General features: G+C 65.3%; 21 protein-coding genes. 7 read left to right on the forward strand and 14 right to left on the reverse strand.

Annotated elements, in window-relative coordinates; translation table 11 throughout:
• Position 1: 1 nt before the first annotated feature.
• The 5 genes from ACVWWQ_RS13710 to ACVWWQ_RS13730 all read right to left on the reverse strand — a co-directional run bounded on the left by ACVWWQ_RS13710 (position 2) and on the right by ACVWWQ_RS13730 (position 4,446).
• On the reverse strand, positions 2-547 hold the full coding sequence (locus ACVWWQ_RS13710) for a sterol desaturase family protein (RefSeq protein ID WP_457383434.1): 546 nt from the start codon (positions 545-547) through the stop codon (positions 2-4).
• 187 nt (positions 548-734) lie between these two features.
• Positions 735-1,679, reverse strand: a complete 945-nt coding sequence (locus ACVWWQ_RS13715; protein WP_099653024.1) for an alpha/beta fold hydrolase — start codon at positions 1,677-1,679, stop codon at positions 735-737.
• A gap of 111 nt (positions 1,680-1,790) precedes the next feature.
• Positions 1,791-3,644 carry a M1 family metallopeptidase gene (locus tag ACVWWQ_RS13720; protein ID WP_133948650.1) on the reverse strand — a complete coding sequence of 618 codons (1,854 nt, stop codon included), beginning with the start codon at positions 3,642-3,644 and terminating at the stop codon, positions 1,791-1,793.
• Positions 3,645-3,781: 137 nt separating this feature from the next.
• On the reverse strand, positions 3,782-3,976 hold the full coding sequence (locus ACVWWQ_RS13725) for a hypothetical protein (RefSeq protein ID WP_133948648.1): 195 nt from the start codon (positions 3,974-3,976) through the stop codon (positions 3,782-3,784).
• A 68-nt stretch (positions 3,977-4,044) separates the two neighbouring features.
• Positions 4,045-4,446, reverse strand: coding sequence for an EF-hand domain-containing protein (locus ACVWWQ_RS13730; protein WP_158234070.1), 402 nt, complete (start codon positions 4,444-4,446; stop codon positions 4,045-4,047).
• A 28-nt stretch (positions 4,447-4,474) separates the two neighbouring features.
• Here ACVWWQ_RS13730 and ACVWWQ_RS13735 point away from each other — a divergent pair, with 28 nt between their 5' ends.
• A complete protein-coding gene (locus tag ACVWWQ_RS13735; protein ID WP_166669712.1) occupies positions 4,475-4,810 on the forward strand; it encodes a hypothetical protein in 336 nt (111 codons plus the stop codon).
• Between the two features lie 73 nt (positions 4,811-4,883).
• On the opposite strand, the gene ACVWWQ_RS13740 is transcribed toward ACVWWQ_RS13735, so the two are convergent.
• Positions 4,884-5,669: a MipA/OmpV family protein gene (locus ACVWWQ_RS13740; RefSeq protein WP_158234069.1), complete on the reverse strand. Its 786-nt coding sequence runs from the start codon at positions 5,667-5,669 to the stop codon at positions 4,884-4,886.
• A gap of 125 nt (positions 5,670-5,794) precedes the next feature.
• On the opposite strand from ACVWWQ_RS13740, the gene ACVWWQ_RS13745 reads away from it, so the two are divergent.
• From ACVWWQ_RS13745 to ACVWWQ_RS13755, 3 genes are all read left to right on the forward strand, one after another.
• Positions 5,795-6,469 (forward strand): response regulator transcription factor, encoded by a 675-nt coding sequence (locus ACVWWQ_RS13745; protein ID WP_133948642.1) that lies wholly within the window; start codon positions 5,795-5,797, stop codon positions 6,467-6,469.
• Positions 6,466-7,800: a sensor histidine kinase gene (locus ACVWWQ_RS13750; RefSeq protein WP_133948640.1), complete on the forward strand. Its 1,335-nt coding sequence runs from the start codon at positions 6,466-6,468 to the stop codon at positions 7,798-7,800. Before ACVWWQ_RS13745 ends, ACVWWQ_RS13750 begins: the two co-directional genes overlap by 4 nt.
• 242 nt (positions 7,801-8,042) lie before the next feature.
• Complete coding sequence (locus ACVWWQ_RS13755) at positions 8,043-10,229, forward strand: hypothetical protein (protein ID WP_133948638.1); 2,187 nt, start codon at positions 8,043-8,045, stop codon at positions 10,227-10,229.
• 92 nt (positions 10,230-10,321) lie between these two features.
• On the opposite strand, the gene pip is transcribed toward ACVWWQ_RS13755, so the two are convergent.
• Together pip and acpA are read right to left on the reverse strand one after the other, a co-directional pair.
• The gene (pip, locus tag ACVWWQ_RS13760; RefSeq protein ID WP_133948636.1) at positions 10,322-11,275 is read right to left on the reverse strand and encodes a prolyl aminopeptidase; all 954 of its coding nucleotides are present in this window, start codon (positions 11,273-11,275) and stop codon (positions 10,322-10,324) included.
• A gap of 14 nt (positions 11,276-11,289) precedes the next feature.
• Positions 11,290-12,978 (reverse strand): acid phosphatase, encoded by a 1,689-nt coding sequence (gene acpA, locus ACVWWQ_RS13765; RefSeq protein ID WP_133948634.1) that lies wholly within the window; start codon positions 12,976-12,978, stop codon positions 11,290-11,292.
• Between the two features lie 213 nt (positions 12,979-13,191).
• On the opposite strand from acpA, the gene ACVWWQ_RS13770 reads away from it, so the two are divergent.
• Both ACVWWQ_RS13770 and ACVWWQ_RS13775 read left to right on the forward strand, forming a co-directional pair.
• The gene (locus ACVWWQ_RS13770) at positions 13,192-14,109 is read left to right on the forward strand and encodes a DMT family transporter (protein WP_099653014.1); all 918 of its coding nucleotides are present in this window, start codon (positions 13,192-13,194) and stop codon (positions 14,107-14,109) included.
• A 24-nt stretch (positions 14,110-14,133) separates the two neighbouring features.
• On the forward strand, positions 14,134-14,832 hold the full coding sequence (locus ACVWWQ_RS13775) for a glutathione S-transferase (protein ID WP_133948632.1): 699 nt from the start codon (positions 14,134-14,136) through the stop codon (positions 14,830-14,832).
• A gap of 26 nt (positions 14,833-14,858) precedes the next feature.
• Here ACVWWQ_RS13775 and ACVWWQ_RS13780 read toward each other — a convergent pair whose 3' ends face one another.
• The 6 genes from ACVWWQ_RS13780 to ACVWWQ_RS13805 all read right to left on the reverse strand — a co-directional run bounded on the left by ACVWWQ_RS13780 (position 14,859) and on the right by ACVWWQ_RS13805 (position 21,431).
• Positions 14,859-15,473: an FmdE family protein gene (locus tag ACVWWQ_RS13780; protein WP_133949356.1), complete on the reverse strand. Its 615-nt coding sequence runs from the start codon at positions 15,471-15,473 to the stop codon at positions 14,859-14,861.
• The gene (locus tag ACVWWQ_RS13785; protein WP_099653011.1) at positions 15,473-15,739 is read right to left on the reverse strand and encodes a DUF2249 domain-containing protein; all 267 of its coding nucleotides are present in this window, start codon (positions 15,737-15,739) and stop codon (positions 15,473-15,475) included. The genes ACVWWQ_RS13780 and ACVWWQ_RS13785 overlap by 1 nt, the downstream gene beginning before the upstream one ends.
• 92 nt (positions 15,740-15,831) lie before the next feature.
• Positions 15,832-16,599, reverse strand: coding sequence for a bifunctional demethylmenaquinone methyltransferase/2-methoxy-6-polyprenyl-1,4-benzoquinol methylase UbiE (gene ubiE / locus ACVWWQ_RS13790; RefSeq protein ID WP_133948630.1), 768 nt, complete (start codon positions 16,597-16,599; stop codon positions 15,832-15,834).
• A gap of 28 nt (positions 16,600-16,627) precedes the next feature.
• Complete coding sequence (gene plsB / locus ACVWWQ_RS13795) at positions 16,628-19,282, reverse strand: glycerol-3-phosphate 1-O-acyltransferase PlsB (RefSeq protein WP_133949354.1); 2,655 nt, start codon at positions 19,280-19,282, stop codon at positions 16,628-16,630.
• A 31-nt stretch (positions 19,283-19,313) separates the two neighbouring features.
• Positions 19,314-20,243, reverse strand: a complete 930-nt coding sequence (locus tag ACVWWQ_RS13800) for a hypothetical protein (RefSeq protein ID WP_133948628.1) — start codon at positions 20,241-20,243, stop codon at positions 19,314-19,316.
• Positions 20,244-20,537: 294 nt separating this feature from the next.
• Positions 20,538-21,431, reverse strand: coding sequence for an HAD family acid phosphatase (locus tag ACVWWQ_RS13805; RefSeq protein ID WP_133948626.1), 894 nt, complete (start codon positions 21,429-21,431; stop codon positions 20,538-20,540).
• 132 nt (positions 21,432-21,563) lie between these two features.
• Here ACVWWQ_RS13805 and ACVWWQ_RS13810 point away from each other — a divergent pair.
• The coding region (locus ACVWWQ_RS13810) for an AI-2E family transporter (RefSeq protein WP_457383435.1) at positions 21,564-22,553 on the forward strand (990 nt) is incomplete at its 3' end.

The raw sequence follows: 22,553 nt of genomic DNA on the forward strand, positions 1-22,553 counted from the left end.
GTCAGTCGAGCTTGCGTGCCTGTCGCACGTACTTCGTGCCCAACAGCACATCCCATAGCGACGAGGTCACCCCGAAATTGGTTTCGGGGTGATAGTGGTGCACGTGGTGCGCACCGGCCCAGCGGCGCAGCAGCGGCTGCTTGAAGCGCACGTGGTGGATGATGAAGTGGCTGAGCCCGTAAAGGATGTAGCCCAGGGTGATCGCGCTGGCCAACAGCAGCGCAAAACCGGTCGGCATGATCAGCACGAACAAGCCGGCCAGCGCCAGCAACACCACTGGCGGCAGGAAGAACGGCAGCGAGTCGTAACCCAGCGGACGTGCGTGATGCAGGTCATGTCCCTGGGTGAACAGCGGGATGCGGGTGTGGAACATCCAGCGGTGGAAGAAGTACTCGATGAAGCTGAAGGCAAACAGGCCCAGCCCGAGTGCCAGCAAGGCCGGCAACGGACCCCCGTCATGCTGGCGCCAGCCGGCCGCCAGCAGCCACAGGCACAGCACGCTGTCGATGGCGACCTCCGCCCAGTAGTTGGTGCGGGTGGACGACATTCGCACAATCGCATCCACGCCAGTGCGCCAGGGGCCTTGCTTGATGGTTCGCTGCATTGTTCCCTTGCCACGCATTGAAACGCCGGGATGCGGCGCGAGACGGCCATTCTCCCATGTTGTCACGCGCAATTCACGGCCAGCGGCCGGTCGTGCCGGTGTCTATTCAGTTCCCCGTCGGCGGTGTCGCTCAGTGGGACAGGGCAAAACCGGTGAGAATCTGCGCCGTCTGCTCGGGTTTTTCCATCATCGGCATGTGATTGCAGCCATTGATGGTGCTGGTGCTGATCGCGCTGGACGCGGTCAGGCCGTTGCGCAGGTTGTCCAGCGCCGAAATGTCCATGATGCGGTCATCGTGGCACCACAAGCCCAGCACGGGCATGGTCAGCTGGCCGAGACGGTTCTGTACGGCAAGATATTGCGACGGATCCAGCAGTGCCTTGAAGGTTTGCTGGATGAACGCGTGATCGTGCTGGTTGCGCTTGACCAGCGCATCGACGAACCGGCCGGGCAGATCAGGCGGCTGGGTGAACGCCAGCGCGGCGGCCCGCTCGAAGCCCGCGCGGTCGTCGTAGACGAACGGATCCTTGCCCGCCAGCGCCCCGCGGACGAAGGCATTTTCCGTGGCTTTCAGTCCGAACGAGTCGACCAATGCCAGGCTGGAGACGTGTTCGGGATGTTCGCTGGCGTACACCGCGGCAATCGCGCCGCCCATCGAATGCCCCACCAGCATGAAGTGCTGCAACCCCAGGGTGGTGACGAAACTGTCCAGGCGTGCCGCCTGCGCGTCGATGTTGTAGCTGGCACCCGGGTTCCGTGACGAGTCACCCCAGCCGGGCAGGTCGGGAATGATGACGTGGAAATGCGGGGTAAGCAGCTTGGCCGTTTCCAGCCAAATGTTGCGGTCCAGCGCAAAGCCGTGCAGCAGGATGATGGTCGGGCCCTCACCGCCTTCGTCATAGACCCAGCGTGTGTCGCCGGCCTGCACCGAGTGCTTTTCCAGGTGCGCTGCCATGGCCTCGCGCTTGAAGTTCGCCTGCAGCAACCATTGCGGCGCGAACAGGTAGCTGCCGCCCAGCACGATCACCAGCAACGCGACCAGCCATGCCAGAAACTTCAGCCGGCGAAACAGCATGCGTTTCCAGAGTGGGGTGGTGGCATTCGTCGATGGCTGCATGGCGGTTTGGAGTCAGTGGGTGGTGGGGCCGCTTGCGCTCCCGCTGCGAGGCAGGGGGAGCGCGCGAGGTTATTTCGCTTTCTTTGCCTTGGCGATGATGCTCTCGACCACCTGCTGGGTCAGCGGGTGATAGCCGTCCTTCGCCTTGGCGTAGACCTGCTCGGCATACGCCAGGCCTTCGGGCGTTTTCACGAACGCCTTGTACAGCGGCGTGGTCAGGTACATGCGGCCGATCCGGGTCATGTGTTCGGCAGCGGCCGGCCACACCGCCTTGTCGCCGGCGGCAATCGCGTGGCTGTACCAGCGCATGCCGATCTCCGCGTTCGGCGTGCCGGTGAGGTGCCAGGCGGCATCCAGCTGCTGCATCTTTGCCAGCGGCGGTGCGTCGGGCAGGCGGTCGAGGAAGTACATCCATTCCTGGGTGTTCCAGCTCTTCGCGTCGAGCTTGTCCGCAGCCAGCGAGCCGGCCAGGAAATCACTGCGTTCCTTGTCGATCGCATCGAAGCGCGGCGACACGGGCAATGGCGCATCCTTCGGGATGCCTTCGCCGTAGACCCAGGCCTTCACCTCGTCCCAGCTCATCTTGCCGGGATATTTCTCGATCAGGTTCGGCTTCATGTAGTCGAGCATCTGCTCGGTGGTGATGCTGTGCCAGGCGAAGTGGGCGAAGTAGCCCTTGAGATAGTTGTCGAACTGCTCGCGGCCGAAGCGCTGTTCCAGCGTGCGCAGGAACCACGAGCCTTTGTCGTAGGCCACGTCCGACAGCGAATCATCGGCGCCGACACCGCGCGGATCGGGCGCCAGCTTCTGCGAGTTGGCCGGCATCTCGCCGATGCTTTTCTGCAATGCGCGCGCCGACAGCAGCGCTTCCTCGTCGGCCAGCGACTTGCCGTAGACCGCCTCGGTAATGCGGCCCTGCACGTAGGTGGTGAAGCCCTCGTTGAGCCAGATGTCGCGCCACGAGGCGCTGGTCACCAGGTTACCCGACCACGAATGCGCCAGCTCATGCGAGACCAGCGAAACCAGGCTCTTGTCGCCGACCAGCACGGTCGGCGTGGCGAAGGTCATGTCCGGGTTTTCCATGCCGCCATACGGGAACGACGGCGGCAGCACCAGGATGTCGTAGCGGCCCCACGCATACGGGCCGTACAGCTGCTCGGTGGTGGCGATCAGCTTCTCGGTGTCCTCGAACTCGTGCGCGGCCTTGTCGACCACCGATGGTTCGGCATAGACGGCCGAACGCGGACCGGTCTCCTTCACCGCGATGTCGCCAGCGGCAATCGCCAGCAGGTAGGACGGAATCGGGTGCGGCTGGTCAAAGCTGAAGTCGCCATCCAGCGGATGCTTCGCATCGTTGATCGCGCTCATCACCACGCGCACGTCCTTCGGCGCCTTGACGCGGGCGTCGTAGGTGAAGCGGATCGCCGGCGAATCCTGCAGCGGCACCCACGAGCGTGCATGGATCGATTCGGACTGCGAGAACATGAAGGGAAGCTTCTTGTCCGCCGTCTGCGCCGGGGTCAGCCATTGCAGGCCGGACGCCTCGGGCGAGGTGGTGTAGACAATGCGCACCTGCGCCGGATGCTTCGGCGTGGCGATGGTCAGCTTGCTGCCCAGCTGCTTGTCGCGCGGCGCCAAGGCATATTTCAGCGGCGTGGTCTTGCCATCGGCGGCCAGTGCCTCGACCTTGGCGATCTTCAGATCGCGCGTATCCAGCACCAGCGACTTCGCGTCGGCATTCTTCCAGTCCAGCTTCAGCGTGGCCTGGCCGTCGAGCTGCTTGTGTGGGAAGTCGATCGTCAGCGCGAGATCCAGATGGGTCACCCGCACCTGATCGGGCTGGGCGTAGGAATTCGGATCGTTGGCTTGGGCGGCCATGGGCAGGATCAAGGTGCCAAAAGCAAGAACGGGCAACAGGCGCATGGAGTCATTCTCGTGCCGGAAAACGCCGAGTATGCCATTGGGGTCGGTCAGAACGCCTGTGACGAAAGACAGCCCGGCACGCGAATGGCGTCAGGCAACACGTCGGCATCGAATCCGCGGCCGCCCCGGCCTGACTGTCAGAGCCCGCGCAGACCTGATTTGACGGCGTCCAGCATATCGATGACGCGCCGCCCGCGACCTTCCCAGACAAGCTCAACCACGGTCTTGCCATCCAGTTCGGCAATGGGCTCTTCCAGCATCCATCGCCAGACCCGCTCGTGGTCAGGTTCTATGGACAGCGCAGTCGACGCAATTTCCCGAAACATCGCCATGGTCGTTTCCCGGAAGGTTCACTGGTGGCTGGCGGAACCCGTTGCCGGGTCCGCCCTGCACGCAAGAATCACTCTTGTGCATCGGCCATCTGGGCGGCCCTGGCGGCGTCGACCAATTCATCCAGGCTGATCTTTCCGTCGTGGTTGGCATCCACTTCAGCGAAGTGTTGCTCCAGTGCGGCATTGGCGGCGGCTTCGGTCTTGCTGATGCCGTGGTCGCCGTTGGTGTCGAGGCTGTTGAATGCCTGCTCGAGGGAAGCGCGCTGGTTGGCCAGGCGCGATGCCATGAAGGCGTTGAATTCCTCGCGGCTGACCTGGGCGTCTCCGTTGGCGTCCATCTTGTCGAAGGCTGCGGTGACAAGATCCGTCTCGGACTTTCTTTCGCTCGGCGTGGTGGCTGCGCAAGCGATCGATACGCAGAACAGGGTTCCAAGAACCAGGCCGGTGCTTTTGAACATGGCAGATTTCATGTGTTGCTCCCTGGGAGTTTCGTGATCAATGACGGTGCCTGCCACGGTTGTCGTAGTGACGATCCGGGTATCGCCTATCCCGATGGCTTCGGTGACGGTTCTTCGTGGTGACATTGCCGATCACGCCGCCGGCAGCAGCGCCGGCGATCGTGCTGAACATGTCGCCATGCGAAAGCACGGCACCACCGATGGCGCCGATGCCGACGCCGATAAGCGTGTTTTTCTGTTTCCTGGTCATGCCATGCGCTTCGGCGGTGGGGACGCTGACCACGGCGACCGCCAGCGAAGCCATCAGGCAAAATGCGATTCGATTCTTGATGGATGTCATTGCCACATGCCTCTTTCATTTCGACCGGAAACCTGACGCCGTTGAAACGGCTTCAGTGCCGGAAATCCGGGGCGTGCCTCGTTGCCCGGCGTGGTTCCGATCGGGGCGATTACAGGAAGTACGTCGTCGAGACAAAGAACGATTTCGCACTGCTCTTGTCGGTCATCGGGCTGTTCGAGACTTCATCGGAAAGGCGCGAGTAGCGCATTCCGCCAGCGACCACCCAGTGACGACCCAGCCGCTGCACGGCGGTCATTTCCAGCCAGGGCGTGTTGCCGCCCCTGGCGTCGTAGCGGGCGAGTCCGCTGCGCAGTGAGTCGACCGCATTCACGCCGAAGTAGTAGTTGTTCAGCGCTCCGCTGGTGCGGGTGATGCCGACACGGGGCGTCAGGATCAGGTCGGACTTGTACAGCGGGAACGCGTAGCTGGCCTCGGAAATCGTGCCGCCGCCATGGCCGGTGATCTCCTTCTGGAAGCTCGCCTGCACGACGCCCCAGTCCTGGGTGTAACGCCAGGCGACGCCGGCCAGGGCGGACAGGTCGCGATCGTCGAGGCGACGAAGCCGTGCATCGTCACTGTCCCTGGCACGGAACCGCATGCCCAGCGGAGCGAGGGTCAGCGACAATCCGGAGGTCCGTGAGCCAAGCACCCGGAAGCCGACGGTGGCGGCGCGCAGGTAGATGCGTTTTCCCTCATAGCTGAGCGCGGGTAGGGGGATGACGTCGGTCTTGTAGTTGCGGTAGGGCAGGCCGTTGACGGCGGCGGCCATCCCGATGCCCCAGTGCGTTTCGGTGTCCTGCGCCCGTTCCTGTGCGGCCACGGGCGCCACTGCCGCGAGCAGCAGTGTCGCGACAAGCCCGCCTCGGCAGGCGATCGACGATCCTTTCCCAACCATGCAAATCTCCGCGTCAACAAAATCAAGCGGTGCATGGTCAGGCGTGGACATTGCCTCAACATTGCGTCGTGGTTCGGGGGGGGATCGGTTAGCATTCGACGGATGCTGGAACGAAGTGCACTCCGTTGAGAATCTTGCTGGTCGAAGACGACCCGAAGATGGCCGATGCCATAAGAGATGCGCTTACCCAGAACAAGATGGTGGTGGACATCGCGATGAACATCGCCACCGCGACCGCCGCATTGACCAACAAGGTTCACGATGTGCTTTTGCTCGATCGCGGCTTGCCCGACGGCGATGGCATCGGCCTGATTGCGGTGGCACGGCAGCTGTGCCCCGGCCTTCCGGTGATCGTGCTTAGCGCGCGCGGCGAATTGGGTGACCGGGTGGAAGGGCTCGACGTGGGCGCGGACGACTACCTGGTCAAGCCGATCGCCATCGAGGAATTGCTGGCCCGGATTCGCGCGATCTTCCGGCGTCCGGCGAGCGTGAAGCTGCCCACGGCAACGATCGGCTCGCTGGTGTTCGACTTCACCGGACTGGAAGCGTTTGTCGGCGACGAGCCGCTACGCCTGCCGCGGCGGCAGCTGTTGATCCTGGAAGCGCTGGCCTATCGACACGGACGCACGGTGCGGCGCGAGGCCTTGCTGGAAGCGGTCTACGGTTTTGACGACGCGATCGAATCCAATGCACTGGATGCGCACATTTCAAAACTGCGGCGCTCGCTGACAGCGGCCGAGGCGCACGTGGAGATTCATGTGATCCGTGGCGTCGGCTATCTGCTGCAGGCGGCGCCATGAAGTATTTTCGAAGGGATTCCCTGGTCCTGCGGCTGGCCTGGCGTCTGTGTCTGCTCCAATGCACCCTTGTGTTCGTGGCGATGATTGCCCTGGCGTACGTGTTCTTCGACAACAAGAACAGTTACGTCGATGCGGGAACGGTGGCGGCGTTCTCGGCTGCCACGCAGTTGTCCGCGAGCGGTCCCGTGTTCAGGCAGACGGGCGCCTTGCGCAAAGTACTGCAGCAGCATCCCGACGCCTGGGCCGTGGCGGTCGATGAAAACGGGCGTTACGCGAACCTTGGCACCGCGCCGGCCACGTTCAAGCCGTTGATCGCGCAGTTGCCGTCGATCGGGGCTTCGGAAGTCCATGCGCTGAAAGGCAGCAAGGGCCTGGGCATGCGTACGGTCGTCGAAAAGCGTGTGGGTGGCGTGTTGCATTTGATGATCGGCGACGTGCCGACGATGGGGTATGGCTCGGTCATCGTGAGCACGTTGCGTGGTCTCAGCCCGTTCTTTGTCTATCCGCTGATCTTCCTGACCCTGGTCGCCGTGCCGTGGGTGATCGTGCGCGCCACCACGGGCGTTCGGCGGGTTGCCGAGCAGGCCTCGGCGATGGACATGACCAAGGGTGGCGCCAGCCTGGACGAGTTGGCGGTGCCGCATGAAATCCGGCCGTTGGTGCGGGCGTTCAACGTCGCCATGCAGGGTGTGCGCGAGGGCTATCAGGCGCGCGACCGCTTCCTGCGCGATGCCGCTCATGAGCTGCGCATGCCGATCGCGATCCTCGCGTCGCGGATCGAGGCATTGCCCCCGTCGCCGGTGCGTCATCAACTGCTGACCGAAGTGGCCCGTTTGGCGAACATCGCCGAACAGCTGCTGGACCTCGAACGGTTGCGCACGCCGAGACCTGAGCTGGTGCCGGTCGACCTGGTCGAACTGGTGCGGGAAGTCACGTCGGATATCGCGCCGCTGGCGATAGCCCGCGGCTACGAACTCAGTTTCGATGCGCCGAACGAACCGGTGATGATTGCTGGCCAAACCAGCGCGCTGTCGCGGGTGGCGGCCAACCTCCTGCAGAACGCCATCGTCCACGGCAGCGCGGGGTTGATCCAGGTCACCGTGGACGCGGCTGGGTGGTTCGAGGTGCGCGATCAGGGCGCCGGCGTTCCCGCCGAGGAGAAGTCACGCATTTTCCAGCCCTTCTACCGCGCCCAGGCCAGTTCCGAAGGCTATGGCCTGGGCCTTCATCTGGCGCAGGAAATCATCGAGCGGCATGGCGGACGTATCCGCGTGACGGACGCGCCGGGTGGCGGGGCGAATTTCCGGGTCGTATTGCCGCCTGGCAAATAGAGTGGCGGGAATCAGATGGTTTGCCGTGGCCCGGCAGGAGGCGATGCTGGTCGGGATACCCCGCTGAAGCCGAGACCACGACGGCCAGTGCACGCATCGCGGAGAATGCCCGGTGATCCCCGTGCGACCCATGCAGGTCCGGCCCTGTGTGCGATTCGGGTGCTTGATGGCTGGGCCATGCGCTGCACCGGGTCATCACACCGGTCCCGTATGCTGGACCTCTTGTTCCGGAGCTGAATTCCATGCGCCAACCTCCCGCCGCCATGCGCCGCCTGTTGTGGATACTTGGCGTGCTGTGGGTGGTGTACCTCGTGATCGGCAACGTGTTTCTCAACACGGCCGCAAACGCGATCGTCAATCGCAAGCCGGCGACCTTCCAGGCGCGGTGGGCCTGGGCGTGGACGGCGTGGCCGGGACAGCTTCATGTGCATGATCTCAACCTCAATGGACACGCGCACCGCTTGTTGTGGCATGCGCATGGCGCATCGGCGGGCGGTCGCATTGCGATCTTGCCGTTGTTCACGCGCGAACTGCGCTTTGTGTCGGTGCGGGCGGTGGAGGTGACGGTGAATCTGCAGCGGTCACCGGTCGATCATCAACCGCCGCCATTCCGCAGCGATGCCTGGCACCTTGCAGTCGACGGCGTGCAGACTTCCTCATTGCGCCAGGTTCGCTGGGGCGAACTGCTCGTCGAGGGCGACGGTGCGGGGAAGCTGGTCTTCACCCATCAGCTGCGCGGTGGCGCGACCCGGATCTTTCCCTCGCACGTCGCGATGTCCGGGGCGAAAGTCAGCTACGGCCGCTGGGCGCTGCTGCACGATGGAAAGCTCTCGGCGAGCTTCGCCTTCGATGCGTTCACCCACGACATCCCGCGAGGATGGCGCAAGGCCGAACGCGCTCACGGTCAGCTGAAGATCGAGGCCGCCACCCGGGCGCTGGCGCTGGGGGCGAATAGTCAGGGTAGTCGGGCGGTCGCCGTATCGGCGTTGCCCGGTCACCTGAGCGCGGAGCTCGGGTTTGATCGTGGCAGCCTGCTGCCTGGCGGACAATTGCAGTGGAATGCGCCGGTGGCGATCACCGAGGCGGATGGAACCCAGCAACGCCGACGCGGGCAATTCGATCTGAACGTGGAGCCCCAGGTGGTGAACGTTCACGTGCGCGTGCCGCCGCCATCGGGCGCGGCCAACGCCAAGACGATGAACCAGTTGCAGGCAGATTTGCAGTGGGCTGGTCGGGATCTGCTTCCCGCACGCCCCATGGCGGAGGAGCTGGGCCGGATCTCGGGTGCGGTCGACGCGCGTTGGCATTTCGCTTCACTGACATGGCTGGAGCCGCTGCTCGCGTCGAAGCCGTGGCTGCATCTGGATGGCGAAGGCGATATCGATGTGGCACTGAAACTCGACGCGGGCCACATTGCGTCCGGCAGCACCCTCGACGTGCCGCGCGTCGCCTTGCGCGCGGAGGTGCTGGGCAACGTCTTTGCCGGGGAGGCGCGGGCGCATGCCGAGGCCAGCGGCACCGGCAAGTCCGCGCATATCGACACCACGCTCGACGTGGATCGCTTCATGGTGACGCGCGCGAATTCCTCGGCCACGGCCTTTCTGCGTGGGCGCAACCTGAAAGTCACCACGCAGTCCGCCGCCGACCTCGCCCGGCAGAGCGACACGCTGGACGCCCGCATGCGTTTCTCCCAGGCCGAGATTCCCGATCTGCGCGCCTACAACCGCTATCTGCCGGGAAAGAGCCTGGAGTTTCTTGCCGGCAGCGGCACGCTGGACTCGGACCTGCATGTGAATGGTCATGGCGACATCAGCAACGGCAAGCTGCGGATGCGCAGCAAGGACGCCCGGCTTGCACTTGGCGTGTCGCGTCTCACCGGTCAGCTCGACCTGCAGACCCAACTTGCGCTGGCGCAACGCGGCGACGGACACACGTTCGATCTGGACGAGTTCACGCTGGGGCTGGACGGGGTGCATGTGGAGGGCACGAACGACCCGCCCTGGTGGACGCGCGTCACCCTCAAGCAGGGACAACTGGACTGGAATCGCCCGATGCGCCTGCGCGGCAGTGCCAGCATGACAATGAAGGACGTGAGCCTGCTGTTGTCGCTGTTTGCCGATCGCAGCGCGTTTCCGAAGTGGATCGCCAGCGTGATCAATGCGGGGCAGGCCACCGCGAAAGCGAATGTGCAGGTGCAGAAGGGCGATTTCGTGATCGACCATCTGGTGGCCAGCAACCAGCGCGTCGACCTGTATGCGCACCTGCGCATCCGCGACGGGCAACCGGCAGGCGACCTTTACGCGCGCTGGGGCATTCTCGGTCTGGGCGTGGCGCTGGCTGACGGCAAGCGCCAGTTCCACCTGCTGCATGCGCGCGACTGGTATGAATCACAGCCGGATCTGATTCCGGCCGAAGCCACCAAGCCGTAGAGTGATCCTTGCCAGCGGCAGCCCTGCGTTCGGCAGGTCTGGAGCAGGTGGCGGCGGAATCGACGATCCCGTCCCGCGACCCGGGCGACGATTCAGGCGAGTCGATCAGCCAGTCGATCGGTCGCCTGCACCAGCTGGTCGACGATCGCCGGATCAGCTGCGCTGTGGCCCGCCAGCACCATGTGCAGACTGGCTTCGGGCCAGGCCTGGCTAAGATCCCAGGCGCTCACCGCCGGACAGATGATGTCGTAACGGCCGTGCACGATGGTGGCGGGGACGTGGCGGATGCGCTCGATGTCGCGCAGCAGCTGGTCCGGTTGCAGGAACATCGCATGACGAAAGTAGTGCGCTTCCATCAAGGCCAGGCTGACGGCCTTGTTGGGGTCCTCGAAGTCGCCACCGCCATCGGGGTCGTGCAGCAAGGTGGTGCTGCCACCTTCCCAGGCGCTCCACGCCTGTGCCGCGGCGAGCCGGGTTGCCTCGTCGTTGCTGGTCAGCCGGCGCCAGTAGGCTTCCAGCATCGAATCGCGTTCGGCTTCGGGAATGAAGGCGAGGAAACGCGCCCACCGCTCGGGGAAGATCTGCGATGCCCCGCCATCGACTTCGTTGAACCAGCGCAGCTCCTGTTCGCGACCCAGGAAAATGCCGCGCAACACGATGCCGAGCACGCGCTCGGGATGGGTCTGTGCATAGGCCAGTGCCAGCGTGGAACCCCATGAGCCACCGAATACCACCCAGCGTTCGATGTCCAGGTGTTCGCGGATCGTCTCGATGTCGGCGACCAGGTGCCAGGTGGTGTTGTCGGTGAGTTCGGCGAAGGGTGTGGACTGCCCCGCACCGCGCTGGTCGAATAGCACGATGCGATAGCGTGCCGGATCGAAGAAGCGGCGGTGATAGGCGGACAGGCCGGCGCCGGGGCCGCCGTGCAGGAAGATCACCGGCACGCCGTCCGGGTTGCCGCATTCCTCGACGTACAGGGTGTGGATCGCGTCTACCGCGAGGTGGTGGGTCTTGTAGGGTTCGATGGCGGGATACAGATCGCGCATGGGCTTTCCTTGGATCAGGTGAATTGCAATGCGGCAGTCAGGTCGCCCGGCGGCGGTCCGCCGGCGGCAATCATCGAGGCATCGCGCAATTTCAGGCCGGGCAACTGGCGCAGGCCGAAACGGCGGGTGATGAAGCGCAGGATGGAGCCGGTGTCGTAGATCGTGTGGTCGACGAAGCCCTTCTTTGCGAACGGTGACACGACCAGCGCGGGAATGCGCGAACCCGGTCCCCAGCGGTCGCCGGTGGGCGGCGCCACGTGATCCCACCAGCCGCCGTTCTCGTCGACCGTGATCACCACCAGCATGTTGGGCCACAGCGGACTGGCCTGCAGCGCTTCGACCACCTGCGCCAGATGCTCGTCGCCGGCCTCCACGCTGGAGTAGCCGGCGTGCATGTTGAGGTCGCCCTGCGGCTTGTAGAACGATACCGGCGGCAGCGTGCCGGCTTCAATCGCCGCGATGAAATGATTGCTGTCGGCATGGCTGCCCACGCCGGCGTCGCGCAGATGTGCCCGGCGTGCGGGGGTGCCGGGTGCGAAATTGCGGAAGTAATTGAACGGCTGGTGATGGATCTGGAAGTTGGGCACTTCCGGAAAAGCCTTGTGGTCGCCCTCGCCATGGCCGTCCAGCGCCAGCTGCCAGCCGCCGGCATACCAGGCCCAGTCGACACCCGCATCGGACAAGGCGTCGCCGATGGTGGCGTGCACCTGGGGCGGCAGCGTGCTGTGGTCCTCCAGGTTGGCCAGTTGCGGATCGTGCTTGTCGTGACTGAATGCCGGTGCGTAGGCCGGGCCCATGGTGTTCACCGCCCAGAAGTCCGGCGTGAGCGCATCGCGCGAGGCGAATTTCGGCCGGCCCTGCATGGCGCTGGCGGGCGAATCCTCGGCCAGCACAAGGCGGGTGCCGGCGGGATCGTCACCCTCGACGGTGGCGATCTGGATCCTCGCCGGGTGCTGGTCGGCGTCGCGGAAATACGGCGGTTGCGCAGCGGCCAGATATTGATGGTTGAGAAAGGAACCACCGAAGGCGCCCATGAAGAAGTTGTCGCACAGGGTGAATTGCGTGGCCAGCTTCCACAGGCGCAGGTTCGCCGCGTTGTCGCCGTAATGGCCCATCGTCATGGCGCCGGTGTTGCCCCACGCCACGAAGCCGTCATTCTTGCCGCCGTTGATCTGCTGCTGGTTTTCGTAGAAGCGGTGGATCAGGTCGCGGGTGATCACGTCCTGCGGCAGCGCTTCACCCTCGGGCGTGCGCAGCGCGAAGGGCCGGTTTGGCAAGCCGGTGATGGCATCTTCGTCGATCTGGTAGCGGCGTCCCTTCAGGATCTGCTCGCGTGGTGCCAGCCCACCCCATATCGGCGGCAATTCGCTGAACAGGCTGCCGTCGCGGTCACGCTGGCGATATGCGGGCGAATCGAGTGACTGCAGCGGCTGCGCCAGGCCGGGATAGTGGGCGAACAGATTGTTGAAGCTGCGGTTCTCGGCGTAGAGCACCACCACGTGCTTGATGTGCCGGCGCAGCTGCGCATCGAGTGCCGCCGCGGCTTCATTCGACGTCGAGGGGGCACTGCGTTCGCCAAACGGCTTGCAACCGGTCACGGTGAGCGCGGCACCGGCCATCGCGATGCCGCCGAGCAGGCGACGACGCTCGGGGTTGGCGGGCGCGCCGTCGTTGTTCGCGGACTGTTCGGGCTTGTCGGTCATGGAGGGCTCGCTGGATTGCATGGTTTGGCACGGCTGGGACGCGTGTCGGTCGCCCGGCCGGGGCGGACCGAGTCAGCCGATGTGGGTACCGTCATCACCGGGCGGCGGGAACCGCTGGACCCACGACGATTTGCCCGGTGAAACAAAGCTCATTATTCCCCGCCCGCCATGACAAGACTAGGATGCGCAGTCCCCTGTGCCGGATCTCCCCCGATGGATAACGCCGAACGTCTCGATGGCCGCGCCCTGCTGGCCATCGCGATCGCCTTGCTGACCTGGTCGTCGGCCTATGCGGCGATCGCCTATGCGTTGCCGGATTTCACGCCGGGCGAAATCGCCTTTGCCCGGCTGCTGATCGGTTCGTGCTGCTTTGCGCTGCTGCTGCGCATTCGACGGGTAGCGCTGCCGCCGCGCCGCGACTGGCCGGCGCTGGCCGTGCTTGGCATGCTCGGCCTCACCACGTATCACGTGTGCCTCAACTACGCCGAGACCCGGATCGCCAGCGGCACGGCGTCGATCCTGATTTCGCTGGTGCCGGCTGCCACGGCCGTGACGTCGGCGTTGTGGCTGCGCGAACGGCTGGCCTTGCGCACATGGATTGGCCTGACGATCGCATTGGCCGGCACCGTGCTGGTGGTGCTGGCCAGCGGTCAACGGATCGAGGTGGATCCGAAAGCCCTGCTGGTGCTGGTCTGCGTGGCGGTGTCCGCCATCTATTTCGTGGGGCAGAAGCTGCTGTTTGCACGCAACAGCATGCTCGGTGTCACCGCCTTCACCTTTTTTGCCGGCACGCTGGCAGCGCTGCCGTTTGGCTGGGATCTGCCGCTGGCCCTGGGTCATGCCAGCTGGCACCGGATCGCGGCGCTGCTGTGGCTGGGCGTGGCGCCGACCTTCGTCGGCTATCTGGCCTGGAACATGGCGGTGCACCGTGCGTCGGCATCCCGGGTCAGCAGCTTCATCTACCTGTCACCGCCGATTGCGCTGCTGATCGGCTGGTTGTGGCTGGGCGAGGTACCGAGTGCGCTGATCCTGGTTGGCGGTGCAGTGACCGTGGGCGGTGTGGTGCTGGCGAATACGCGGCGGCGGCTCGTCCCGGGCGTGCCGCCGATCGAAACCTGCAAACAGAACTGACTCGTATCCTGGGGGTTGAGCGCCATGTACCAGCTCTACATTGCCAACAAGAACCATTCCTCCTGGTCGCTGCGGCCGTGGCTGCTGCTCAGCGAACTGGGCATTGCCTTCCAGGAACAGCAGGTGGCGTTCGCCCAGGGCAACGGCGCCAGCTGGCAGGCGTTTCGTGCCTTCTCGCCGAACGGCAAGGTGCCGTGCCTGCACGATGGCGACCGCGTGGTATGGGATTCGCTGGCCATCGCCGAGTATCTGGCCGAACGGCATGCGGACGTCTGGCCGTCTGAAGCGGATGCGCGTGCCTGGGCGCGCTGCGCCGCCGCGGAGATGCACGCCGGGTTTGCCGCCTTGCGCAATCAGTGCGGCATGAATTGCGGTTTGCGCATCCGCCTTCCCGCCGCGTTGCCGGCCGCGTTGCAAGCCGACCTTGCCCGTGTCGACGAATTGTGGAGCGAGGGGCTGGCGCGATTCGGCGGGCCGTTCCTGGCCGGGCCGCGGTTCGGCGCAGTCGATGCATTCTTCGCACCGGTCGCATTCCGCATCCAGACTTATGGGCTGACGCTGGGCGCGGCGGCGTCGGATTATGCCCGGCGCCTGCTGGCGCTGCCCGGCATGCGCCGCTGGTATGCGGCAGCGTTGCGGGAGAGCTGGCGCGACGAGGAGCACGAGCGGGACGCGCGACAATCAGGCACGGTGTGCCAGGATCTGCGCCTGCCGGCGGACTGAGGGTGGTTGCGCTGCCGCCGTGGCAGTCAGGCCAGTGCAGTCACGCGGACCACGGCCGGGTCGTCCGCATGCTCCAGTAGCAGAGATTTCACGCGAGCCTGCCAGGCCTGTCCGAAGGCCGCCCGTTGTTGCGGCGTGGCGTGCGGGTCGAGTGCTGCGCCCAGCAAGGGGCGCAGGTTGGCCGGCGCGGGTACGTTGCTCATGTCCAGTTGCACCGAGATGCCTTGGCCGCTGTCGCGCCGATGGATGCGCAAGCCGGTGTCGCCTGCCAGCGTGGAAAAGCGCAACAGCGATTGCCGCGCGAATTGGCCGGCAATGCCGTGGAAGCCATTGCCGCCGGCTGCCCCGGTGACCAGCGTGAACACCTGGGTGATCACGCCGTTGACACCGTCGTCTTCCGCGCCGGCCATCTCCACGGTGACGCCGCCGCGCTCGGCGGGACCGTCCGGATACAGCGCGCGCAGCGCGGCACGCGCCATCAGCCAGGCACCGGCCACGGTGGGGCAGGAATGACCCGCCAGGCGCACGGCATCGATGTAGTGGTAGTCGATCAAGCCGTCTTCGGCGGCCCCAAGCAGTGCCGCCAGGGGGTCACGCAGGGTGATCACCGGCGCCTGGTCGAAGAAGCTCGGGTAGCGCATCACTCGAGCGGCATGCCGCTGATGCCGAAGTCGATCACCACCGCTTCGGCATCGCGCTGGCGATAGGTCACGCTGAGATTGTCGCCGAGGCGCTCGCGCAACTGCGCGATCAGCGGGATCGGGTCGTGATCGTTGACGAAGCGCATGGTCTCGCCCGAGCGCAGCGCGCCGATGGCGCCAAAGATCGCCGAGTGACGGAAGCGGCGGGCCACCCCGCGCGCGTCGAAAAGGTGGGTGTTCTGATCGGAAACAAGATCGGGGGACATGGGGCCGGACTCGCTGGGAAAGGGAGCCCAACATACGCCGCGCGTGGCGGCGAGCCACTGATCTGGATCAGCCCGGGCCCATGCCCGCGCGGCTAGAACTTGTAGGCGCGATGGATCGCCACGACGCCGTTGGTGAGGTTGCGTACCTCGACGCGGCCGAAGCCGGCGCGTTCCATCATGCCCTTCAGGGCTTCCTGATCCGGATGCTTGCGGATCGATTCGGCCAGGTACTGGTAGCTGTCGGCGTCGCCGGCAAACAGCTGGCCGAGCTTCGGCAGGATCCTGAACGAGTGGAAGTCGTAGAGCTTGCTGAACAGCTCGCTCTGCACCTTCGAGAATTCCAGCACCAGCGCACGACCGCCGGGCTTCAGCACGCGGCAGATGTCGGCCAGTGCCTTCTCCTTGTCGGTGACGTTGCGCAGGCCGAAGGCCATCGTCACCGCGTCGAAGCTGTTGTCCGGGAACGGCAGCGCCTCGGCGTTGAGCTGGGCCCAGCGCAGCCCGGAAACCAGCCCGCGGTCGGTCATGCGGTCGCGGCCGACGCCGAGCATCGCGGCATTGATGTCGCCGACCACGATGTCGCCCTGCTCACCGACCACCGGTTTCAGCAGCGCTGCGATATCGCCGGTACCGCCGGCGAGGTCGAGCACGCGGTCGCCACGGCGCACGCCGCTGGTGGCCACGAAATGGCGTTTCCACAGGCGATGGGTGCCGAACGACATCAGGTCGTTCATCAGGTCATAGCTGCGTGCGACCGAAGTGAACACCTGGCCGACCAGCTTCTGCTTGTCGCCGACCGGCACGTCGCGGAAGCCGAAGTGGGTGGTCGATTCGGGCGGGGTCTTGGGCTGTTCGTTCATGGCTGGCAATGCTACAGGAACGCCGTTGTCAGGCGTCGGGCGGCACGACGCGGCGGTCGTCGCCGCTGCGCCGTTCGTGTTCGTGCCGCTCGGCGTCGACATGGCGCTGATGCAGGTCGCTGGCGGAAGCGTCCTCGGGCAGGGTGGCCGTCGGCGCCGGGACCTCAGCGACTTCGACTGGCTCGTCGGGCACCGCTTCCTTGTCGCCGCCGGGCGTGATCTTCAGGATCGAGTGGCGTACCTCACGCGACAGGATCACCCGCGCATCGCGCACCATGGCGTCCAGCGCGCTGTCGTAATCGAGCTTGCCTTCGGGGTCGGTCCACACGATGCGACGTTCGCGCAGCTTCTGGATGAAGCCGCGGAACAACGCCTTGTCGAAGAACTCCGGCGCGCTCAGTTCGTTGAGCAGGGAAAGCCGTTGCGCGGTCAGCGTGCAGGCGCTTTCCAGCTCGCCGCCGCTCATCGTGTGCGGACCGTTCTTGGCCAGCGCGGCGATGGTGATGTAGTAGCGCTCGAACGCCTGGATCAGGCTGCGCGCGATCACCTTGAGCTGGAAGGCGCCATCGTCCTGGCCGGGGCTGCGTTCGAGGCTGCGGCCCTCGTTGGTGCACTCGAGCAGGCCGCGGCGCACGAAGAAATCGATGGTGGCTTCCAGTTGCTGCACGAAACCATCGGCATCCCACGGCAGGAACAGTTCGCCCTGGATGAACGGATAGATGATCCGACCCAGTCGCAGCACTGAGGCACGCGCCATGCGCCGGTTGTTGAGGAAGCAGCAGGCCACCCAGGCGGCGGTGGCGTTCAGGTGCAGCACGTTGTTGCGGAAATAGCTGAGCAGCACGGCCTGTTCGGCGTTCACCGTCAGCACGTCGCCGAGCGGGTGCTGCACGCGCTGGATCCATGCCATCTGTTCGCCGTAGGCGATGATCGCGGCCGGATTCATCGGGGTCAGCGTGACCCGGTCCGAATACGGCAATTCCTCCAGCATCGACTTGCTCAGTTCCAGCTGGGTGAGCAGGTCGCTTTCGGCCATCGCGTGCTTCGGCGTGGCCAGCAGGGCCAGCGCCAGCAGGTTGATCGGATTGACGTCGGCGGCGCGGTTGATGTTGATCTGGATCTGTTCGGCCAGCTGATCGGTGACGGCATTCAGCCACTCCGGCTTGGCGTCGGAGTCCGCGCCCGCACTGCGCCAGTCGCTGCTGGCGGCGTCCAGCAACGGGGTCAGCTCGATCGGCTCGCCGAAATTCAGTGCCACATGGCCATAGCGCTGGCGCAATACCTTGAGGCCGCGCAGCAGACCGATCAGTGATTCCTTTTCCTTCGCCTTGCCGCTCAGTTCGCCGGCGTAGGAGGCACCTTCCATCAGCTTTTCATAGCCGATGTAGACCGGCTGGAACAACACCGGCCGACGCGGCGCCCGCAGGAACGCGCGCACCGTCATCACCAGCATGCCGGCGCGCGGTGCCAGCAGGCGCCCGGTGCGCGAGCGGCCACCTTCGATGAAGTACTCCATCGGTACGCCGCGATCGATCAGTTGCGCCACGTATTCGTTGAACACCACCGAATACAGCGCGTTGCCACGGAAGCTGCGGCGCAGGAAGAACGCGCCGCCGCGGCGCAGGATCGAGCCGATCACCGGCAGGTTGAGGTTCACGCCCGCGGCAATGTGCGGCACCACCACGCCTGACACGTGCAGCTGGTAACTCATCAACAGGTAATCGGTGTGGCTGCGGTGGCAAGGCACGTAGATCACTTCGTGGCCGGGCGCGGCGGCGCGGGCCTTGTCGAAGTGGTGCATGGCAATGCCGTCGTACAACTTGTTCCAGAAATTGCTGAGCAGAAACGAGGCCGAGCGCACCACCGGGTGCGAATAGTCGGCGGCGATCTCCAGCAGCAGCTTGTGGGCTTTGCGCCAGGCCTTGGCCTGGCTGATCTTTTCCTTGGCGGCGGTGGCCGCAATTGCCGCGCGCACCGGTTCGGCGTTCAGCACCGCATCGACCACGGTGCGCTTGTGCGACAGGTCGGGGCCGATCACGGCCGCGCGGATGCGATGGAAGTGGGTGCGCAACACGCGGGCGACCTTGCGCGCGAACCGCTCCGGCGCAATCGTGCCGGACTCGTCGAGCATGTGCCGCAGCGACACCGGCGCGGAGAAATGCACCACCGTGTCACGACCGTTCAGCAGCAGCGCCAACATGCGCCGGAAGCGGCCGACCATCACCCAGTTTTCGGAGAACAGCACGCGGAACCAGCCGGAGTCGCGGCTGGGCGCGCGGCCGACATAGATCGATACCGGTACCAGCTGCACGTCGAGTTCGGGCCGGCCTTCCAGCGAATGCACCAGCTGGCGCAGCGGTTCGCTGGCCGCGCGCTTGCGATTGCGCCCGAAGATCCAGCCGTCACGACGCGTCAGTGCGAACACCGAGCGGCGTCGGCGGGTGCCGGACAACGCCTGCATCGGACTGGGCAGGCCCGCTTCGCGGCAGGCGCGCTGCAGGATCAGCGCGTCGGAGAAACCGTCCCTCTCAATCACATAGCAGACCGGCACGCCGGCCTGCAGCAGGGTCGCCGGTTCGGCCGGATCACGGCGGATGCGAACCCAGGGCTGCAGCAACTGGCCGGCAAGGTTGAACCACCAGGGTGCGGTTTGGCGGGCCGGAGCATCCGCGGTACTGATCATGGGCATCGGCCTATTCTAACGGGTGCCCGGATCAGTCTTTTGTTACGGGACGGGATGCGACGGCCGCGGTGGCCGCGACCGCTGCCTGCTGCTGCAACTGCTGGTGCGAGCGGCGGGCATTCTGCAGCAGGTCTTCGCTGTACCAGCGACCGCCTTCCTCGACCATCGACGCCTCGGTCGACTGCGGCTTGCCGAGCAGGGTGTAGTCGATCTTCACCACGGCATGGCCGTTGCCGTTGGAAACCGGCGTGAAGCGGACCGAATCCAGCGTCTGGTCAATCGGCAGGCCGTAGATCGCCAGCAGCTGCTTGAGGCCGACCCAAGCGGTGGCGTACTTGGTCATGCTGGTGTCGAAGTCGAGGGTCTGCAACTGGTCGGGATCCTTCAGGTCCAGCTTGCGCGCAGTGGCCACGGCCACGCCGATCGCCTGTTTCGCGCGCGCCTGGTCGAACCACGGCGCCTGCTGCGCCCACGGCAGCAAGGCGTCCAGCACGCTGTCCGCCTGGGTTTTCTGTGCCTGCGCCAGGGTCTGGCTCTGGGCGATCGAACGCTTGAGGAGCGCTTCGCCCACGCTGAGCAGCACGGGAACCTGATCCTGGTATTGCTGCTGCATGGCGGCCAGCTTCGGCTGCAGTTCGGCATACAGCGTGCTTTCCGCGCCCGGCGCGGTCAGTTTCTGCATGCTGTCGGTGAAACGCGCGCGCTGTGCCGCGCTGGCCGGCTGCGCCTGGCGCTGCTGCAACGCCCAATCCGAACGCATGTTGGCGTAGTCCGCCGGTGGCAACAGGTGCTTCCACAAACCGTTGATGTTGCCGGTCTTCAGCAGGTCGACCGACGACTGCAGCGCCGCCTCCGGCGTGCTGCCGCCCGGCTGCGCAGGATCGTCCTTGCCGTGGCAGGCGGCCAGCAGCATGGTGGCGAACAGGGGCAGCAGGAGGTGACGCAAGGAGGGCAGGCGCATCGATTCGGTTCTCGCAAAAGGGCGGACGCAGGAACGCCGCCTGGCGGTTGAGCGCGCAAGGTTAGGGTCGCGGCGAGGTCGAGACAAGGGCGGGCGCAGGATTTTGCGACCGCCCCAAAAAGAAAACCCCGCGGGCGTTGGCCTCGCGGGGAAATCCGGCAGAGCCGGAAGGGAAATGGCCTTGCCTGCAAATCATTTGGTCAGCAGGTGTTGGCACACGAGATCTTAACGATTCGCAGAAGCTGAGGCAACACTTTTCTTTTGTTCTGCAAGTTATTGATTTAGCTAGCTACATCAGTGTGCGTGCAAGGCGTCAATCTTCTTCCGTCGGCGCTCTTGGGGTGATTCGGACCAGTCGTTGCCGAACATGGCGGCCTCCCACGCACCATACGTGGGGTTGGGCAGCACGAACCAGCGCGTGCCGATCCACGGCAGATAGTCGGCGACCGCCTTGTGTAGTCCGTCCACGGTGTTCAGTGGCACATCGATGAAATCGCCGACCTGGTCGCCGAACTGCATCAAGACGCGATAGTGCCTGGCGATCAACTGGCGGCGGCAGCCTTTGTCCGAGCCTGCCTGTTCGCAGCCGTCGACCACGGTGCCGAGGCCGAGGAACGACTCCGGCCCGCTCACCGGCAGGCCGACCTTGCGCAGATTGGCCAAGGTGACCTGGTCCAGATCCTTGGCACGGTTGGAGATGTAGATCACCGCGATGCCGTGTTTGGCGGCGAACTGGGTGAACTCCACGGCGCCGGGCAGTGCCCGGGCGATCTCTTCGCGACACCACGCCGCCCACTCGGCCTCGTTGTATTCGCGGCCGCCCTGGATCATGCGGGCGGCGAACGGCGAGTTGTCCAGCACGGTTTCGTCGATATCCAGGATCACCGCCGGCTTGAGCCCTTTCAATGGCGTGGTGCGATCGCTCTTGGCCAGCGCATCCCAGTGCCGGTCATGCAGCGCGGTCAACAGGCGCGATTGGGCGTCGCGATAGGTCTGCAGGTAGATCAGGTCGTGTTCGACCGCATTCTGACTCCACGCCACGGCATTGAGGTTGTCGTTGGCGGCGACCTGGAGCGCGGCGGCCGGCGTCGGCGTGACCGCCGGGATGACTGGAGCGGGTTTCGGCACGGTGGCGCAACCCGCCAGCAGGGCGAACGCGAGCAGGGTGGTGGGCAGGCGCAATGACATCGGGAAAATCCTTCGGCGAGGCAAACAGGTGCAGCAGCATGAACGAAGTCTACGACAGTCCCATGGCGGGGCTGGCAGCAAGGCCGGGCTGCTGACAGACTGGCGCCCCCGCATCCCTGGTTCCGCCCACGCATGGATCCATTCCTGCCCGTTTTGCGCACGCCATCGCCGACCATTCGTTACGCGAGCTACGTGCTGGCTGCCGCGGCCTTGCTGCTGGTCATCGAGATCCATCTGCTGCCGGCGCTGCTGGCCGGGCTGCTGGTGTTCGAGCTGGTCCAGGCGATGGTGCCGCTGCTGGGCCGGCGCATTTCCGGGGACCGTGCGCGCATGGTGGTCGTGGCGGTTCTCGGTGCCGTGGTGGTGGGTTTGCTGATCCTGTTGATCCTGGGCGCGATCAGCCTGTTTCACAGCGAGGTCGGCAATCCGCAGTTGTTGTGGCAGGAACAACTGATGCCGCTGGTGGAAAAGGCGCGCCAGCAGTTGCCGCCGATCCTGGTGAACAACCTGCCGGACAGTGTCGATGACCTGCGGGTGGGTGCGGTCGAGCTGGCACGCAAGCACGCCGGCACCTTGCAGCTGGCCGGCAAGGGCGCCGTGCGCGTGTTCGTGCACATCATCATCGGCCTGGTGCTCGGCGCGATCGTGGCGCTCAGCCGCACGCGTCCGACTCACCAGATGGGGCCGCTGTCGGCGGCGCTCAGCCTGCGTTGCCAGCGTCTGGGCGACGCGTTCCACAACATCGTGTTTGCGCAGATCAAGATTTCGCTGATCAACACCGTGTTCACCGCGATCTTCCTGCTCGGCGTGCTGCCGCTGATGGGCATCCACGTACCGCTGGCCAAGACCCTGGTGGTGGTGACCTTCGTGGTCGGCCTGCTGCCCGTGCTGGGCAACCTGATCTCGAACACCGCGATCGCCGTGGCGGGACTGTCGGTATCGCTGGGCGTGGGTATCGCGGCGCTGGTGTTCCTGATCCTGATCCACAAGCTGGAATACTTCCTCAACGCGCGCATCGTTGGCACCCAGATCCGCGCCCGCGCGTGGGAGCTGCTGGTGGCGATGCTGCTGATGGAAGCCGCCTTCGGCCTGCCCGGCGTGATCGCCGCGCCGATCTATTAC

It is taken from the genome of Rhodanobacter sp. TND4EL1 (genome assembly GCF_054061035.1).

Coding starts and splice junctions, on each gene's coding strand:
- ACVWWQ_RS13710 (WP_457383434.1), bottom strand. CDS start 547: ATGTCGTCCACCCGCACCAACTACTGGGCGGAGGTCGCCATCGACAGC.
- ACVWWQ_RS13715 (WP_099653024.1), bottom strand. CDS start 1,679: ATGCTGTTTCGCCGGCTGAAGTTTCTGGCATGGCTGGTCGCGTTGCTG.
- ACVWWQ_RS13720 (WP_133948650.1), bottom strand. CDS start 3,644: ATGCGCCTGTTGCCCGTTCTTGCTTTTGGCACCTTGATCCTGCCCATG.
- ACVWWQ_RS13725 (WP_133948648.1), bottom strand. CDS start 3,976: ATGGCGATGTTTCGGGAAATTGCGTCGACTGCGCTGTCCATAGAACCT.
- ACVWWQ_RS13730 (WP_158234070.1), bottom strand. CDS start 4,446: ATGAAATCTGCCATGTTCAAAAGCACCGGCCTGGTTCTTGGAACCCTG.
- ACVWWQ_RS13735 (WP_166669712.1), top strand. CDS start 4,475: ATGACGGTGCCTGCCACGGTTGTCGTAGTGACGATCCGGGTATCGCCT.
- ACVWWQ_RS13740 (WP_158234069.1), bottom strand. CDS start 5,669: ATGGTTGGGAAAGGATCGTCGATCGCCTGCCGAGGCGGGCTTGTCGCG.
- ACVWWQ_RS13750 (WP_133948640.1), top strand. CDS start 6,466: ATGAAGTATTTTCGAAGGGATTCCCTGGTCCTGCGGCTGGCCTGGCGT.
- ACVWWQ_RS13755 (WP_133948638.1), top strand. CDS start 8,043: ATGCGCCAACCTCCCGCCGCCATGCGCCGCCTGTTGTGGATACTTGGC.
- pip (WP_133948636.1), bottom strand. CDS start 11,275: ATGCGCGATCTGTATCCCGCCATCGAACCCTACAAGACCCACCACCTC.
- acpA (WP_133948634.1), bottom strand. CDS start 12,978: ATGACCGACAAGCCCGAACAGTCCGCGAACAACGACGGCGCGCCCGCC.
- ACVWWQ_RS13770 (WP_099653014.1), top strand. CDS start 13,192: ATGGATAACGCCGAACGTCTCGATGGCCGCGCCCTGCTGGCCATCGCG.
- ACVWWQ_RS13775 (WP_133948632.1), top strand. CDS start 14,134: ATGTACCAGCTCTACATTGCCAACAAGAACCATTCCTCCTGGTCGCTG.
- ACVWWQ_RS13780 (WP_133949356.1), bottom strand. CDS start 15,473: ATGCGCTACCCGAGCTTCTTCGACCAGGCGCCGGTGATCACCCTGCGT.
- ACVWWQ_RS13785 (WP_099653011.1), bottom strand. CDS start 15,739: ATGTCCCCCGATCTTGTTTCCGATCAGAACACCCACCTTTTCGACGCG.
- ubiE (WP_133948630.1), bottom strand. CDS start 16,599: ATGAACGAACAGCCCAAGACCCCGCCCGAATCGACCACCCACTTCGGC.
- plsB (WP_133949354.1), bottom strand. CDS start 19,282: ATGATCAGTACCGCGGATGCTCCGGCCCGCCAAACCGCACCCTGGTGG.
- ACVWWQ_RS13800 (WP_133948628.1), bottom strand. CDS start 20,243: ATGCGCCTGCCCTCCTTGCGTCACCTCCTGCTGCCCCTGTTCGCCACC.
- ACVWWQ_RS13805 (WP_133948626.1), bottom strand. CDS start 21,431: ATGTCATTGCGCCTGCCCACCACCCTGCTCGCGTTCGCCCTGCTGGCG.